Below are 14,967 nucleotides of genomic sequence, written 5' to 3'. Positions count from 1 at the left end.
CAACGCGAAAGGCCGGGGATCTCCCCGGCCTTTCGCGTGTTGAAGGGCAAACACCACGCCCTCCTTGATCGAGTGTAGATCCGCGCATGGCGTGGATCTACACATCACCCGGCCGCAGTGCGCGCCAACCCCAGCCGCAGCAACCGCGCCTCGATGCGTTCGCCGAACGTCGTCGGCGCCTCCAGCCCCATCCGCTGCAGATAGGCCTGATCGCCATCGCCGGCGGGTTGCGTCACCGCTGACAGCACCGTGCGCAGCTTGGCCATCGGTGTCTGGGTGTTCTGCTTGAGCCAGCCCAAAGCTTTGACGAGATGCTGCTCGACCTCGGTGAAATCACTGCCCAGCGGATAGTCCGGCAGCAGGCCGGACTGGCGGAACGGTGCCAGCGCGGCACTGACGGCGGCGGCCGTGTTGCGCTGCCCATCACCGGTCGCGGTGAAACCAGTCGCCAGCTTCTTCGAGGCCTTCGCCTTGTCCAGCAAAGCGGCCTGGAACTGTGCATCGGTGATCGCAGCCATGGCGATCACGCAGTCCTCGTCGGTCATGTTGCGCAGGTCGGCGATGCCGTACTCGTTGATGTACAGATCGCGCAGATGCCGTGGGATCGTGGCGTGCCCGTAGTTCCAGCGCACGTTGGAGTGCAGGACGCCCTTGTCCTCGCGGGTGGCGCGGAAGATCAGCGCGCTGCGTGCACCGGGCAGGGCATGCGCCATCGCCACGAAGTTGTACTGGCCGCCCACGCCGGAGACCACGCGGCCGTCTTCCAGCGCATCGGAGACGGCGGCGCCGAGCGCGGTGGCCATCATGCAGGAGTTGAAGAAGCGCGCATCGCGGCGCTGCATGCGCTCCAGCGTTTCATCGCCGCCGTAGAGCTGGTTGATCTCGCTGATGCGGCGCATGCCGATCGCACTGCGTTCCTCATCGGGCAGGTCGCGCAGCCACTGGTAGAACTCCGGCGAGCCCAGGTAGAACGCGCCGTGCAGGTACTCGCCCTCGGCCTCGAGCGTGGCGTAATCGGTGGTCCACGCGGTGCCGTTCTCGATCCGCTGCAACAAGGCCAGATCGTCATGCACCTTGCGCCGGATCACCCCGGTCTGGACCAGCCGGCGGAAGCCTTCGTTGAGCATTTCGCTGCAGCCATACAGGCCGATCTCGAACGGCTCCAGGCCACCGCATTCCAGCACGGTCGGGTGGTTGGCCAGACCGGGATCCAGCGCCTGCAGAATCTGGCGGTAACGCGCATTGTCGGTATGCCGCAGCACCAGCGCATGGCTGAGCGCATCGGCCAGCGTGCCGATGCCGATCTGCAGCGTGCCGCCATCGCGCACCAGCGTGCTGGCGTACAGGCCGATCGCGTAGTCGGCATCGCTGACCGGTTGGCGGGGCAGGCCGAACAGCGCCGGGTAGGGCCCCGGGGGCGTGATCACCAGATCGAAGAACGACACATCCACCGTGGCCGAGCCGGCCAGATAGGGCAGCTGCGGATCGATCTCGGCGATCATCAGCGGGCGTGGCAGCCCGCGCGCGACCATCGCATCCAGTGTGTCCTGGGTGATGTCGTTGTTGCACGACAGCGACAGGCGCCGATCATTCGCGCGCATCGCTACTTTCTGCACGATTGCATGCGGCGCGCGCTGCGCCACCGCATCGGCGGCGTGCGTGTAGTTCAGGCTGGTGTAGCTGCGCTGGGCCTGCGAGGAATTCAACAATGCGCCGGACTGCATGTAGAACTCTTCCACCTGCACATGCGACGGCAGCTGATCGCGCACCATTGCATCGGCGTAGGCCAGCCGCGGGAAGTCCTCACCGAAATGACGCTCGGCGAACGGCTTCATGAAGCGTGCTTCCAGCCCGGCACCGCCGCGCGGCGGGTTCAGTGACAGCGCGGTATACAGCTGCAGCGGCCGCGAGGCGTCGTTTTCCACACGGGCATACAGGGCGTTGAGCAGCCGGTGCGGCTTGCCCAGGGCGAGTGGGGCGCCAATGCGCAGGGGGCCATCGACCCGCTGCAGCAGCCAGTCGACGGCGGCGTCCAGGTCGGTCAGGTGTTCGGTCATGCGGCGCTATCCTGCGAAATCATGCGGGTCATTACAGCATTTCCGGTTTGAACAGACGGCGACGCGAGACTTCATCGAATGGTCGGTAGCGTCTCATCGAGGGCTCCGTGGGGCATGCGCCGATGCTGGCAGCGGCTGCATGAACCGGCCGTCGAAGGGTTGACACCGGTGCTGATTACGGGCGTAATCGAATCGTCGATTACGGATGTAAATGATGAGCCAGATCAGTGAAGCCGAAGCCGTGGTGATGGAGGTGCTGTGGCGCAGCCACCCGCTGGGCGCCGACGAGGTGGTCGCCGCGCTGGCCAGCCGGGACTGGGCCGAGCCCACCATCAAGACCCTGCTCAACCGGCTGCTGACCAAGGGCGCGATCAGCGCCGGCCGTGAGGGGCGCCGGTATCTGTACTCGCCGGTGCTGCAGCGCCAGGCCTGGGTGGCCGAGCAGAGCGAAGGCTTCCTGGGCCGTGTCTTCGACGGCCGCATCGCGCCACTGGTGGCGCATTTCAGCCAGCGCGGCGAGCTCAGCGCGCAGGACATCGCCGAACTGAAGCAGCTGATCCAGGCGCTGGACCATGACTGAGCTGCTCGATGGACTGCTGCAGGCCAGCGTATGGCTGTCGGTGGCGACGCTGGTAGTGGCCGCCGCCAGGCCCCTGCTGCTGCGCCTGGGGGGCGCAGCGCTGGCCTACCGCAGCTGGTGGTTGCTGCCGCTGATGCTGATTGTCCCGTACCTGCCGGTGCCGCCGCTGACGATCACCGAGACCGCCCCGGTGATGGCCATGGCCTCGGCCCTGCGCGCGCCGGCCGTGCCCACCGACGCCTCGCAGTGGCCGCTGCTGCTGTTGACGGTGTGGCTGCTGGGCGCGGTGGCGATGGCTGGCATCAGTTGGCGCGCGCAGCGCCGCTTCGAGCATGCCCTGGGCGCGCTGCAGCCGCGCACGGATGGCAGCTGGCAGGCCAGTGGCGACCCGGGCCTGCCGGCGCTGGTTGGGCTGTGGCGGCCGCGGATCGTGGTGGGCCCGGACTTCGAGCAGCGCTTCAGCCCCGCCGAGCAGGACCTGATCCTGCGTCACGAACAGAGCCATCGCCGCCATGGCGATCCCTGGGCGAACGCCGCGCTGGCCGCGCTGCGTTGCGTGTTCTGGTTCCACCCGTTGCTGCCGTGGGCGGCGCGCCGCTTCCTGCGTGACCAGGAACTGGCCTGCGACGCGCGCACGGTCGATCCGCATCCGGCCCTGCGCCGGCTCTACGCCAACGCGCTGCTCAAGGCGCAGTTGGTCCACCCGGTTGCACCGATGGCCTGCCACTGGCGCAGCCAACCGATGTTGAAGGAGCGTATTGCCATGTTGAAGGAACACAAGCGGAAGGCATTGCCGTGGATGACCGGCCAAGTGCTGGTGGTCGGGCTGTGTGTCGGGCTGGGCACCGTGGCGTGGGCCAGCCAGGGCGGCGCGGGTGCCGAGCCGGCGCAGGCCAAAGCGGCAACGAGCGATGTGGGCGCGCAGGCCCGTGACCTGACGCCGCCGACGTATCCCAAGGCGGCGTTCGATCAGGGCATTTCCGGCAGCGTGATGTTGCGCGTGGAGGTCGATGCGGCTGGCAAGCCGGGCGATGTCCGGGTACTCAGTTCGACACCGGCCGGCGTGTTCGACGAGGCCTCGATCGCTGCAGCCAAGCAATGGACGTTCGAACCGGCGCGCCGGAATGGACAGGCCGTTGCCTCGGCGTTGAAGATTCCGATGACATTCGAACTCGATGCGTCGGACCCGACGCTGTGAAGCGGGGGCCGCTGGCCGTGGTCCTGGCGATGCTGGTGGCAGGCTGTGCCAGTCACCCCTCGTCGACCACGGTGGACACGCGTGCCGAGAACGTGGATCACCAGCGTCTGGATCCGAACGTCGGCGCTCAGGGGAGCGGAAAGGTGGAGACGTATCAGCTGGGGCCGACCGAAGGTTACCGGATGCCGCAGCTCAATGCGGGGCCGGACCCGGCGGTCGGTGATCGCGATCCGCGCCGCGCGCTGGCACCGACGACGGTGTGCCTGCAACTGGTGATCGATGCGGAAGGCAAGGTCGAACGCAGTCTGCCAGTGATCGATCGCAGTGACTGTGCCGCCGGCAATGCGCCGGAGAACGCGCCCCTCATGCAGGCTGCCCAGGAAGCGGTGGCGATGTGGCGCTTTGTGCCCGCGGCCGTCTGTCATTTCACTCCGCAGCGCGTGCCGACGGATCGGGGCAACTGCGAGGGCGCCGAGCGCATCGAACCGGTGCCGGTAAGTCTGCTGTACGGCTTCACGTTCGAGATCGTGAAAGGGCAGCACGTGGTGCGCCGGCAAGGACGCTGAACAGGTAAGGCGTACTGTGCCAACCGGGCAATAAGGGGTGCCGGCCAGCGGCCGGCGCTACCTTTCCGGACCGCCCTGTATGTTCGCCTTCACCGAAGGCTCCATCAGCTTCGGTTCGGCCAGCGTGGCATCGCGCGCCTGGCGCGTGGCGACAAACTCGGCTTCGCTGACGCCGTCATGCAGGTGGATGTTGTGCGCGCGCTGCGCGCCGATCGTGGTCTGATTGGCGACCTCGCGGCCCCCTGGGCCGTAGTCGTGACAGATGAACACACGGGTCGCATCGGGCAATGCCAACATCCGTTGGATCGAGCGGTACAGCTGCGCCGCGTCACCGCCCGGGAAGTCGCAGCGAGCGGTGCCGCCGTCGGGCATGAACAGCGAGTCGCCGGTGAACAGCGCATCGCCGATGCGATAGGCGACGCTGTCGCTGGTGTGCCCCGGCACTGCGATCACTTCGGTGTCGATATCACCGAGGGTGAAGCGCTCGCCATCGGCGAACAGATGGTCGAACTGCGAGCCATCGGTCGGTACATCCAGCGCGTAGCGTGGCGCGAAGGTGCGCTGCACCTGCACGATGCCCTGGCCCATCGCCAGCGTCGCATCCGGCCACTGGGATTTCAGCCAGCGCCCGGCGCTGACATGGTCGGCGTGGGCATGGGTGTCCAGCAGCCAGCGCACCTGCAGGCCGTGCCCGCGCACATGCGCAAGCAACGGCTGCAGCGGCCCGGCGCCGAGTGCATCGGTGTCCGGGTCGTAATCCAGCACCGGGTCGATCACCGCCGCCTGCAACGTCGCCGGGTCATGCACCACGTAGCTGAAGGTGTGGCTGTCCGGGTGGAAGAAACTGGCGACGTGCAGTGACATGGTGCAGACCTCAGCGTTTGCCCAGGGTGTCGTTGAGCAGCACGGCCAAGCGTTCACCGGCCACGCGCAGCTCGCGCTCGGCGACCGGGCGGTAGGTCGCCGCATAGCTGGGGCCCAGCGTACGCTTGTCCGGGTAAACGCCAGGTGCAATGGCGATCCGGCAGCTGGCTTCGGCCCACTGCGCGGCGTCGACAGTGATGTTGGAGCGCTTGCCGAATGCGGGCTTGGGCAGGGCGAGGAGGCGCTTGAGGTACTGGTCGTCATCCAGCGTCTGCTCGTTCAGCATGCCGCTGTCCCACAGCGAGTGCAGGTTGGTACCGCGGTTGTTGAACTGCACCTGGAAATCGTTGCCACCCTTGTCGTGGCCGTAGCCGGCATGCATCGGCTGGTGGATGTCGCCGGCGAAATGCACGACGAACTTCAGCGCCTGCGCGCGCTCTGCATCGGACTTGCTGCGGTCGCCGAGAATCGCGGTCTGTACCTTCAGCGCCTCCACCACGCAGTTGCCGTTCTTGCAGTGCTTCTGCACTTCATAGTGGCAATCGTCTTCGCCGATGTTGACGTAATGCCAGCCGGCCGAGCGCTTGCCCAGATCCGGATCCTTGGCGCGCAGCTGATCGGCCCAAGGGGCGATGGCGTGCAGTGTCGGGTCCGGCTCGGCGGCGAGCAGACGGTCAACCTCGGCTTGGGTCTGCGGGGTCAGCCGGGTCTCGGCGATCCGCGCCACCAGGCGGTGGCCCTGTGCGCCCCAGGCCAGGGCATCGGTGGAAACGAAGGTGAGGGCCAGCGCGAGGGCGGTGGCCGGGAGCAGGGAAGGCATTTTCATCCGCGGCATTCTAGCGGGCCGGCCGCGCGCGGGCTTGCCGGGATCTGGCCGGCTGCAGCGTCCGGCGGCTTGCGCTAGGCTCGCCGGGTCCCCGCATCGGGCGGAATCCGGAGGTCCCCATGGCCCACATCGTTGGCCTGATCGGCGGCATGAGCTGGGAAAGCTCGGCCCACTATTACCGCCTGATCAACGCGCACGTGCGCGACACCTTGGGCGGCCTGCACTCGGGCCGGATCCTGCTGTGGTCGTTCGATTTCGCCGAGATCGAGGCACTGCAGCATGCCGGCGACTGGGACACCGCGACCCAGCGGATGATCGATGCGGCCCAGCGCCTGCAGGGCGCGGGTGCGACGGCCATCGTGATCTGCACCAACACCATGCATCGCATGGCCGACGCGGTGCAGGCGGCGATCCCGATTCCCCTGCTGCACATCGCCGATCCCACGGCCGAGGCGATCAAGGCCGCCGGGCTGCAACGGGTGGGGTTGCTGGGCACGGCGTTCACCATGGAGCAGGATTTCTACACGGGGCGGCTCACGCAGGCGCATGGCCTGGAGGTGCTGATTCCCGAGGCCGATGACCGCGCGGCGGTGCATCGGATCATCTATGGCGAGCTGGTGAAGGGGCAGGTGCTGCCGGCCTCGCGCGAGACCTACCGGGCGGTGATGCAGCGACTGGTGGATCGCGGTGCGCAGGGCATCATCCTGGGCTGCACGGAGATCATGCTGCTGGTCGGCGCGCAGGATGCAACGGTGCCGGTGTTCGATACGACCACGCTGCATGCGCAGGCGGCGGCGCGGCATCTGTTGGCCGAATGAGCCAAAAAAAACCCCGGCCGAAGCCGGGGAAACTGTCTTGCTGCGAGGGTGTTGCCTTGTTGGGTTCTGATCCGCCGATCAGAACTTGAACACGTACGACACGCCGTAGGCGAGCGGGTCGATGTTGACGGTGCCGATCTTTTCACCGTTGAGCTTGACCTTGCTGTCGATGTCCATCCAGCGCACATCAACGCGCAGCGAGCCCTTGTCGTTGATCGCGAAATCCAGGCCGGCATGGGCGGCCAGGCCCCAGGAGTCTTCCATCTTCAGCGTGCTGCCAGCCAGCGCGCCGCCGGTCTTCTCGCTGAAGAACGTGGTGTAGTTGATGCCGGCGCCCAGGAACGGGGAGACCTTGCCCTTGCTGTTGAAGTGATACTGCAGCGACACCACCGGCGGCAGGTGCTTGGTGCTGCCCACGTTGCCCAGGCCGGCGATGTTGATGTCGTGCTTGAACGGCAGCGCGGCCAGGAGCTCGATGCCCAGGTTGTCGGCGATGAAGTACTCACCGGTGATGGTCGGCTTGATGTCGTTGTCCACATCGACCTTCAGCGTGCCGCCGGCCAGCGAGCCGTTGTTGGACTTCGGGGCGACCTGGTGCACGCCGGCACCGATCGTCCAGTCACCCTTGGACTGGGCCATGGCGGGGGCGGCGGCCAGCGCCAGGGCGGCGGCCAGGCTGGAGAGCAGGAGGGGGGAGGTCTTGCGCATGAGACGGTCTCGTGGCGGGTTGGAATGGCGCCAGTTTTCCCGTCCATGCGCCTGCGCGCCTTGATCCGGATCAATCCGGGTATTTACCGTTGTAACCGGTTCCCATTCGTCTTCCCCGGGCCGGGCCGGTTCCGGCCCTGCTAGAATGAACGCCCCTTTCCATCGGCGCCGCACCGTCGCGGCTGCAGGAGCTTGTGAACATGGCAATCAAGGTTGGCATCAACGGTTTCGGTCGCATCGGGCGCAACGTACTGCGCTCGGCCGTGCTGAACTTCGGCAATGACATCGAAATCGTCGCCATCAACGATCTGCTGGAGCCGGACTACCTGGCGTACATGCTGAAGTACGACTCCGTGCATGGCCGCTTCAAGGCCGATGTGGAAGTCTCCGGCAACGACCTGCTGGTCAACGGCAAGAAGATCCGCCTGACCCAGGAACGCGACCCGGCCAACCTGAAGTGGGACGAGGTCGGCGTGGACGTCGTCATCGAATCCACCGGCCTGTTCCTGACCAAGGAAACCGCGCAGAAGCACATCGACGCGGGCGCCAAGAAGGTGATCCTGTCGGCACCGTCGAAGGACGACACCCCGATGTTCGTGTTCGGCGTGAACGACAAGACCTATGCCGGCCAGGCGATCGTCTCCAACGCGTCGTGCACCACCAACTGCCTGGCCCCGCTGGCCAAGGTCATCAACGACAAGTGGGGCATCAAGCGTGGCCTGATGACCACCGTGCACGCCGCGACCGCCACCCAGAAGACCGTCGATGGCCCGTCCAACAAGGACTGGCGCGGTGGCCGTGGCATCCTGGAAAACATCATCCCGTCCTCCACCGGTGCGGCCAAGGCCGTCGGCGTGGTGATCCCGGAATTGAACAAGAAGCTGACCGGCATGAGCTTCCGCGTGCCGACCTCGGACGTGTCGGTGGTCGATCTGACCGTCGAGCTGGAAAAGGAAGCCACCTACGCCGAGATCTGCGCTGAAGTGAAGGCGCAGAGCGAAGGCGCGCTGAAGGGCATCCTGGGCTACACCGAAGACAAGGTCGTGGCGACCGACTTCCGCGGTGAAACCCACACTTCGGTGTTCGACGCCGATGCCGGCATCGCGCTGGACAGCACCTTCGTCAAGCTGGTGTCGTGGTACGACAACGAATGGGGCTACTCCAACAAGTGCCTGGAAATGGTCAAGGTCGTCGCGGCGTAAGCCAGCGCTGCCCTGCGTCATTCCACAGACCCCGGCCCCGTGCCGGGGTCTGTCGTTTCAGGGGCGCCCGCCAGGGCGTGATCCCGCGTGTGCCGCCGATCCTTTAGCATGGCCCGCGTGCCCTGGCACTGCGCCTGCCGGGTGCAGCCGGGGCGACCTCTTGAGGATGGCCTGGAATGGAAGCTCTGATTGTCCTGCTGGTGCTGGTACTGCTGGCGATCCCGCTGCTGCTGATCGTGGCGCTGGTGATGATCGCCGGCCTGCGCCGCCGCGTCGCCGCGCTGGAGCAACGCGCGGCAGGCTCGGCCTGGGACGCCACGCCGGCACCCGCCGCGCCCGAACGGCCGCTGCGCTGGGCCGACATTGCGTCGGTCGACACCGTGTCCCCGCCGTTGGATGCCGCGCCGCGCACACCGGACGCGTCACCCATTGCGGTGACTGCCCCCGCTGCCCGCGTTGCGCCACTGGACGAACCGGCGCAGCCGCCCCCGCTGCCGCCCCGGTCTGCACCACCGCCGGCACCTGCCGCACCTCAGGGACCGGGCATCGGCGAGCGCATCATCGGCACCCTCAAACAGTGGTTCACCGAGGGCAATGTGCCGGTCAAGATCGGCATGCTGGTGCTGCTGGCCGGTGTGGCCGCGCTGCTCAAGTACGCCAGCGACCAGGGCTGGTTGAACGCACCGATCGAGCTGCGCCTGGCCGCCATCGCGCTGGCGGCGCTGGCCGGGCTGGTGTTCGGCTGGGTGCAGCGCGATACCCGGCACCTGTTCGCGCTGGCGCTGCAGGGCGGGGCAATCGGCATCCTGCTGCTGACCATTTTCGCCGCGTTCAAGCGCTATGACCTGATCCCCCCCGCGCCGGCGTTCGCGCTCAGCGTGCTGCTGATCGCCGGCATGGGCGTGCTGGCGGTGGTGCAGAACTCGCGCACGCTGGCCGTGCTCGGCATCCTGGCCGGCTTCATGGCGCCGATCTGGCTGTCCACCGGCAGCGGCAATCATGTCGCGCTGTTCTCGTATTACGCGGTGCTCAATGCGGCGATCCTGGCGATTGCCTGGTGGCGACCGTGGCGCGCGCTGAACCTGCTCGGCTTTGTCTTCACCTTCGGCATCGGTACCGCCTGGGGCGTGCTCCAGTACAGCCCGGACAAGTTCGCCAGCACCGAGCCGTTCCTGCTGCTGTTCTTCGCCTTCTACCTGCTGATTCCGATCCTCTATGCGCGCCGGCAGCGTGCGGAGAAACGCGATCTGATCGATGGCAGCCTGGTGTTCGGTACGCCGCTGATCGCGTTTTCGTTGCAGGCCGGTCTGCTGCACGACGATCGCCTGCTGCTGGCGTTGTGCTCGCTGGCACTGGCCGCGTTGTATGCGGGATTGGCGTGGGTGCTGATCAAGCGCGAGCGCTATGCCGCACTGGGTCAGTCGCATGCGGTGCTCGCGGTGGGCTTTGCGACGCTGGCGGTGCCGCTGGCGCTGTCTGCACGGGCCACCGCCAGCGTGTTCGCGCTGGAAGGGGCGGCCCTGGCCTGGCTGGGGCTGCGACAGCAGCGCTGGCTGCCGCAGGTCACCGGTGCGTTGTTGACCCTGGGCGCGGCGTTCGGCTTCGTGGTCGGCGCCGATTACTGGCATCTGGACGCCACGGCCATCGCCAACCCGACCTTCATGAGCGGCCTGCTGCTGGCGGTGGCTGGTTTCGCGGCGGCCTTCAGCTATCGCCGCGCGCAGCAGCAGTCGCCGGCCATCGTGTACTACCTGTGGGGCTTGCTGTGGTGGCTGGGCAGTATCAGCCACGAGATCCTGCGCTTCGTCGCCCACCGCAGCGAGCCCGATGCGCTGCTGATCGCCGCGGCCGTCACCGGTTGGCTGGCCGCCGAGATGCATCGGCGCTGGCCGGCACGCGCACTGGTGCTCACCACGCTGGCGATGGTGCTGGCTGCGTTCCCGTTGGCGCTGTGGCAGGCCGATGTGCATGACCAGCCGTTCGCCGGTTATGGCGCACTGGCCTGGGCGGTGTTCGCGCTGCTGGGCGTGCGCAGCCTGTGGTGTCTGCGCGCAGGCGACGACCGCACGTCGCTGGCGGCGCAGTTCCTGTGGTGGTTGCTGTGGCCGTCCGTGGTGTCGCTGGCCTGCCTGTGGCTGGCCGACCGTTTCGCGCTGGCACAGGGTTGGGGCCTGGCCCTGATGCTGTTGCCGTGGCTGCTCGTCACCGCCGTGGCGCTGTTGCGCTGGCGCTGGCTGACGGTGCCGCTTGGCGAACGCTTCGATCCGATGCGCACGCCGCTGCAGGGCACGTTGTTCGCGGTGCTTGGCGTGAGCTGGGCGGGCCTGTTGCTGGTCCCGGCCGGCGCAGCACCGCTGCCGTGGCTGCCGCTGCTCAACCCGGTGGAACTGGCGCAGCTCGCCGTTCTGGTGCTCGCTGCGCGCTGGCTGTGGTCTGCGCAGGCGCCGGATGGCCTGCGTGCGATGCGCATACCGGTGCTGGCGATTGCCGGCTTCGTCGCCCTGACCAGCATCACCCTGCACGCCGTGCATCACTGGGGCGGGGTGCCGTGGAACGAGCGCTTGTGGTCTTCGACCCTCGCCCAGACCAGCCTGACCGTGGTGTGGAGCGTGCTCGGCGTGATCAGCTGGGTGTGGGGCTCGCGCCGCGGGCAACGCGTGCTGTGGCTGGTCGGCGCGGTGCTGATGGGCGTGGTGCTGGCCAAGCTGGTGCTGATCGACCGCCAGCACCTAGGCAACCTGTTGGGCATTTCTTCTTTCATCGCCTACGGCCTGCTGTGCACGGTCGTGGGCTATCTGGCACCGGCGCCGCCGCGCGCGCCGGACCCCGCCGTGGAGCCGCAGTCTTGATGACCTTTCGCCCGCTGATCCTCTTCACCGCGCTGGCGCTTCCGGCGCTGGCCCAGGCCCAGGCCGCCGATGACCGCCAGGCCTATCGCCAGCAATGGCCGCTGCAGCTCGCGCAGCCGCAGGCCGGTGCCTACCGGCTGACGCTCGACGATGGCGTCTACCGCACCGCGGTGTCGCCACGCCTGGCCGACGTGCAGGTGTTCAACGCACAAGGCCAGGCACTGCCTTCGGCGCTGCTGGCTGCCGATCAGCCACTGGCGCAGGCGCCACAATGGCAGACGCTGTCCTGGTTCCCATTGCCGCCGATGGCCGGTACCTCCGGCGATGATCTGCAGCTGCTGACCGAGCGCAATACCGACGGCAGCGTGCGCCGGGTGGAAGCGCGGCTGGGACGCGGTGGCGCGGCCGGGCAACCGGCCGGCTGGCTGATCGACGCCAGCGCGCTGAAGACCGGCGTGCAGGCGCTGCGCCTGGACTGGCAGACACAGTCGCCACTGCAGGCGCGCGTTCGCGTGGAGATGAGCAACGATCTGCGCGATTGGCTGCGCATCGCCGACGATGTGCCGCTGGTGGACCTGCAGCACGAAGGCCGCCGCCTGCAGCAGCGCCGCATCGAGATCGCGCGCCAGGCCAAGTACTTCCGGATCCTGCCGATCGGCGCCGATGCCTTGCCGGCGCTGTCCACGGTGCAGGCCGAGTTGGCGCCGGCCGCGCAGGCGATCGCGTGGCGCTGGCAGTCGCTGACCGGTACCGCCGGCAAACCTGGCGAGTTCGAGTATCAGCTGGAAGGGCGCTTCCCGATCGCGCAGGCCGATATCGCCACCGCCGACAACAGCGTGGTGCAGTGGACGCTGTTGAGCCGCGACGATGCCGATCAACCGTGGCAGGTGCGCGCCGGCCCGTGGGTGGCCTATCAGCTGCAGGACGCCGCCGACCGTCGCCAATCGCAGACCCAGCCACTGGCACGCAGTACGCGTGATCGTTACTGGAAGCTGGTGGCCGGCCAGCCGCAGTCGATGCCGGCACCGACGCTCAAGCTTGGCTACCAGCCCGAAGCGCTGGTGTTCCTCAGCCAGGGCGAGCCGCCGTTTGCGGTGGCCGCCGGCAGCGTGCGTGCCGAGCGCCAGGATGCGCCGGTGGCCACGGTGATCGCGCAGCTGCGCGAGCAGCATGGCGCGCAGTGGCAACCGGCGCAGGCAAGCGTGCAGGGCGCACCGGAAGTGCTCGCTGGCGATGCCGCAGTGGCCCCGCAGCGTGACTGGAAACAGTGGCTGCTGTGGGCGCTGCTGGTGATCGGCGTGCTGATCGTCGGTGGCTTCGCGGTCAGCCTGCTGCGCCAGCCGCGTCTTAACGGGGACGGGGGTAGTTAAGCGCGCTTAACTACCTCCGTCCCTGTTATGGATTTGCGATGCACCCGCGCAGCCGGGACAATGATCGTCTGCGCCGCACGGCGCCCTTCCTTCTTCAGAGCCAAAGAGTTGCTTATGTCCATCGTTCGCATGACCGACCTCGATCTCTCCGGCAAGCGCGTGCTGATCCGCCAGGATCTGAACGTGCCGATCGACAACGGCCAGATCACTTCCGAGCAGCGCATCACCGCGTCGCTGCCGACGCTGAAGCTGGCGCTGGAGAAGGGCGCCGCCGTGATGGTGACCTCGCATCTGGGGCGTCCGAAGGAAGGCGTGTGGAGTGAAGCCGAATCGCTGGCCCCGGTGGCGCTGCGCCTGTCGCAGCTGCTGGGTGTCCAGGTGCCGCTGGTGCGTGATTGGGTCGATGGCGTGGACGTCGCACCGGGTTCCATCGTGCTGCTGGAAAACTGCCGCATGAATGTCGGCGAAGGCAAGGACGATGAAGCGCTGGCGAAGAAGTACGCCGCGCTGTGCGATGTGTTCGTCATGGATGCCTTCGGCACCGCGCACCGCGCGCAGGCCTCCACCCACGGCGTGATCCGCTTCGCTCCGGTCGCCGCTGGCGGTCCGCTGCTGATGGCCGAACTGGACGCGCTGGCCAAGGCGCTGCTCGCCCCGGCCCCGCCGCTGCTGGCGATCGTGGCCGGCAGCAAGGTCAGCACCAAGCTCGAACTGCTCTCCAGCCTGGTCGGCAAGGTCGATCAGCTGATCGTCGGCGGTGGCATCGCCAACACCTTCATCGCGGCCGCCGGTTACCCGGTCGGCAAGTCGCTGTATGAGCCGGACCTGCTGGACACCGCCAAGAAGATCGTGGCCGATGCCAAGGCGCGTGGCGCGGACATCCCGCTGCCGACCGACGTGGTCGTGGCCAAGCAGTTCCTGCCGGACGCCGACGCCACGGTGAAGGCCGTCGCCGACGTGGCCGAGGATGACCTGATCCTGGATATCGGCCCGGACACGGCCCAGCACTACGCGGGCCTGATCGCCAAGGCCGGCACCGTGGTCTGGAACGGCCCGGTCGGCGTGTTCGAGTTCGAGGCCTTCAGCCATGGCACCGAAGCGCTGGCCCGTGCCATCGCGGCCTCGCCGGCGTTCTCGATCGCCGGCGGCGGCGACACCCTGGCCGCGGTGGACAAGTACGACATCGCGGGCGAGGTGAGCTACATCTCCACCGGTGGCGGCGCGTTCCTGGAGTTCCTGGAAGGCAAGACCCTGCCGGCCGTCGCCGCGCTGGAGGCCCGCGGCTCGTGAGCCGCGATGTGCTGTTCTTCGATCTCGACGGCACGCTGATCGATTCGGCCGTCGGGATCACCGGGTGCGTGGCGCATGCGCTCACGCAGATGGGCCAACCGGTCCCGCCACAGGCCGAACTGCGGCGCTGGATCGGGCCGTCGTTGCGCACCAGCTTCGCGCCGTTGTTCAACGATCCGGCCCAGGTCGAACAGGCGGTGACGTATTACCGCGAGCGCTTCGACGTGGTCGGCTGGCGCGAGCATGAGGTCTACCCGCGGATCGGCCAGGTCGTGCAGGCCTTGAAGGATCGCGGCCATCGGCTGGCGATCGTCACCGCCAAGAACGAGCCGCACGCCCGGCGCATCGTCGAGCACCTGCCGTTCGGTCACTGCTTCGAGGACGTGATCGGCGCGAGCCCGGATGGCAGCCGCAGCGAGAAGCCGCAGCTGGTGGCCGAGGCCCTGCGCCGGCTGTCGCTGACCCCGGCGCAGTGCTGGATGATCGGCGACCGGCGCATGGATATCGAAGGCGCGCGTCATCACGGGCTGCGCAATATCGGCGTGTTGTGGGGCTTCGGCGGTGCCGAAGAGCTCACAGCGGCCGGGGCGGCGCACCTCGCGCAGGCACCGGACGACCTGCTCACCCTGATCGATTGAG

The 14,967-nt window shown here is 67.7% G+C and carries 13 protein-coding genes; 9 read left to right on the top strand and 4 right to left on the bottom strand.

Annotation, left to right across the window (positions count from 1 at the left end):
- Positions 1 to 104: 104 nt before the first annotated feature.
- Entirely contained in the window at positions 105 to 2,057 is a 1,953-nt protein-coding gene (locus QMX81_RS04390) for an acetyl-CoA hydrolase/transferase C-terminal domain-containing protein (RefSeq protein ID WP_121039394.1), read from the bottom strand.
- Between the two features lie 214 nt (positions 2,058 to 2,271).
- On the opposite strand from QMX81_RS04390, the gene QMX81_RS04385 reads away from it, so the two are divergent.
- The 3 genes from QMX81_RS04385 to QMX81_RS04375 are packed head-to-tail and all read left to right on the top strand — an operon-like array spanning position 2,272 to position 4,401.
- A complete protein-coding gene (locus QMX81_RS04385) occupies positions 2,272 to 2,637 on the top strand; it encodes a BlaI/MecI/CopY family transcriptional regulator (protein ID WP_121039391.1) in 366 nt (121 codons plus the stop codon).
- On the top strand, positions 2,630 to 3,835 hold the full coding sequence (locus QMX81_RS04380; RefSeq protein ID WP_282259028.1) for a TonB family protein: 1,206 nt from the start codon (positions 2,630 to 2,632) through the stop codon (positions 3,833 to 3,835). Before QMX81_RS04385 ends, QMX81_RS04380 begins: the two co-directional genes overlap by 8 nt.
- Positions 3,832 to 4,401, top strand: a complete 570-nt coding sequence (locus QMX81_RS04375; RefSeq protein WP_121039385.1) for a hypothetical protein — start codon at positions 3,832 to 3,834, stop codon at positions 4,399 to 4,401. The genes QMX81_RS04380 and QMX81_RS04375 overlap by 4 nt, the downstream gene beginning before the upstream one ends.
- Before the next feature lie 57 nt (positions 4,402 to 4,458).
- Here the strand turns inward: QMX81_RS04375 and QMX81_RS04370 are convergent, their stop codons facing one another.
- Positions 4,459 to 5,265, bottom strand: a complete 807-nt coding sequence (locus QMX81_RS04370) for an MBL fold metallo-hydrolase (RefSeq protein WP_282259024.1) — start codon at positions 5,263 to 5,265, stop codon at positions 4,459 to 4,461.
- Positions 5,266 to 5,275: 10 nt separating this feature from the next.
- Positions 5,276 to 6,091, bottom strand: a complete 816-nt coding sequence (locus tag QMX81_RS04365; RefSeq protein WP_282259022.1) for a S1/P1 nuclease — start codon at positions 6,089 to 6,091, stop codon at positions 5,276 to 5,278.
- 119 nt (positions 6,092 to 6,210) lie between these two features.
- Here QMX81_RS04365 and QMX81_RS04360 point away from each other — a divergent pair, with 119 nt between their 5' ends.
- A complete protein-coding gene (locus QMX81_RS04360) occupies positions 6,211 to 6,909 on the top strand; it encodes an aspartate/glutamate racemase family protein (protein WP_282259020.1) in 699 nt (232 codons plus the stop codon).
- A 78-nt stretch (positions 6,910 to 6,987) separates the two neighbouring features.
- Here QMX81_RS04360 and QMX81_RS04355 read toward each other — a convergent pair whose 3' ends face one another.
- Positions 6,988 to 7,617: an OmpW family outer membrane protein gene (locus QMX81_RS04355; protein ID WP_121039374.1), complete on the bottom strand. Its 630-nt coding sequence runs from the start codon at positions 7,615 to 7,617 to the stop codon at positions 6,988 to 6,990.
- Between the two features lie 200 nt (positions 7,618 to 7,817).
- Between QMX81_RS04355 and gap the strand changes: the two genes are divergently transcribed.
- The 5 genes from gap (at position 7,818) to QMX81_RS04330 (ending at position 14,966) form a co-directional block, all read left to right on the top strand.
- Complete coding sequence (gap, locus tag QMX81_RS04350) at positions 7,818 to 8,819, top strand: type I glyceraldehyde-3-phosphate dehydrogenase (RefSeq protein WP_121039371.1); 1,002 nt, start codon at positions 7,818 to 7,820, stop codon at positions 8,817 to 8,819.
- A 176-nt stretch (positions 8,820 to 8,995) separates the two neighbouring features.
- Positions 8,996 to 11,668, top strand: coding sequence for a DUF2339 domain-containing protein (locus tag QMX81_RS04345; protein ID WP_282259017.1), 2,673 nt, complete (start codon positions 8,996 to 8,998; stop codon positions 11,666 to 11,668).
- Positions 11,668 to 13,038, top strand: a complete 1,371-nt coding sequence (locus QMX81_RS04340; RefSeq protein WP_282259015.1) for a DUF3999 domain-containing protein — start codon at positions 11,668 to 11,670, stop codon at positions 13,036 to 13,038. Before QMX81_RS04345 ends, QMX81_RS04340 begins: the two co-directional genes overlap by 1 nt.
- A 114-nt stretch (positions 13,039 to 13,152) precedes the next feature.
- On the top strand, positions 13,153 to 14,328 hold the full coding sequence (locus QMX81_RS04335; protein ID WP_282259014.1) for a phosphoglycerate kinase: 1,176 nt from the start codon (positions 13,153 to 13,155) through the stop codon (positions 14,326 to 14,328).
- Positions 14,325 to 14,966 carry an HAD hydrolase-like protein gene (locus tag QMX81_RS04330; protein WP_282259012.1) on the top strand — a complete coding sequence of 214 codons (642 nt, stop codon included), beginning with the start codon at positions 14,325 to 14,327 and terminating at the stop codon, positions 14,964 to 14,966. Before QMX81_RS04335 ends, QMX81_RS04330 begins: the two co-directional genes overlap by 4 nt.
- Position 14,967: the final 1 nt, after the last annotated feature.

Source organism: Stenotrophomonas sp. PS02301, from assembly GCF_029959485.1.
Lineage (GTDB): Bacteria > Pseudomonadota > Gammaproteobacteria > Xanthomonadales > Xanthomonadaceae > Stenotrophomonas > Stenotrophomonas maltophilia_Z.
Note: the sequence above shows the minus strand (reverse complement) of the source record. Positions and strands in the feature narration are given on the sequence as shown.

Excerpts from the sequence above, each read along its gene's own strand:
- QMX81_RS04390 (WP_121039394.1), bottom strand. The coding sequence starts at position 2,057 with ATGACCGAACACCTGACCGACCTGGACGCCGCCGTCGACTGGCTGCTG.
- QMX81_RS04385 (WP_121039391.1), top strand. The coding sequence starts at position 2,272 with ATGAGCCAGATCAGTGAAGCCGAAGCCGTGGTGATGGAGGTGCTGTGG.
- QMX81_RS04380 (WP_282259028.1), top strand. The coding sequence starts at position 2,630 with ATGACTGAGCTGCTCGATGGACTGCTGCAGGCCAGCGTATGGCTGTCG.
- QMX81_RS04370 (WP_282259024.1), bottom strand. The coding sequence starts at position 5,265 with ATGTCACTGCACGTCGCCAGTTTCTTCCACCCGGACAGCCACACCTTC.
- QMX81_RS04365 (WP_282259022.1), bottom strand. The coding sequence starts at position 6,091 with ATGAAAATGCCTTCCCTGCTCCCGGCCACCGCCCTCGCGCTGGCCCTC.
- QMX81_RS04360 (WP_282259020.1), top strand. The coding sequence starts at position 6,211 with ATGGCCCACATCGTTGGCCTGATCGGCGGCATGAGCTGGGAAAGCTCG.
- QMX81_RS04355 (WP_121039374.1), bottom strand. The coding sequence starts at position 7,617 with ATGCGCAAGACCTCCCCCCTCCTGCTCTCCAGCCTGGCCGCCGCCCTG.
- gap (WP_121039371.1), top strand. The coding sequence starts at position 7,818 with ATGGCAATCAAGGTTGGCATCAACGGTTTCGGTCGCATCGGGCGCAAC.
- QMX81_RS04345 (WP_282259017.1), top strand. The coding sequence starts at position 8,996 with ATGGAAGCTCTGATTGTCCTGCTGGTGCTGGTACTGCTGGCGATCCCG.
- QMX81_RS04340 (WP_282259015.1), top strand. The coding sequence starts at position 11,668 with ATGACCTTTCGCCCGCTGATCCTCTTCACCGCGCTGGCGCTTCCGGCG.
- QMX81_RS04335 (WP_282259014.1), top strand. The coding sequence starts at position 13,153 with ATGTCCATCGTTCGCATGACCGACCTCGATCTCTCCGGCAAGCGCGTG.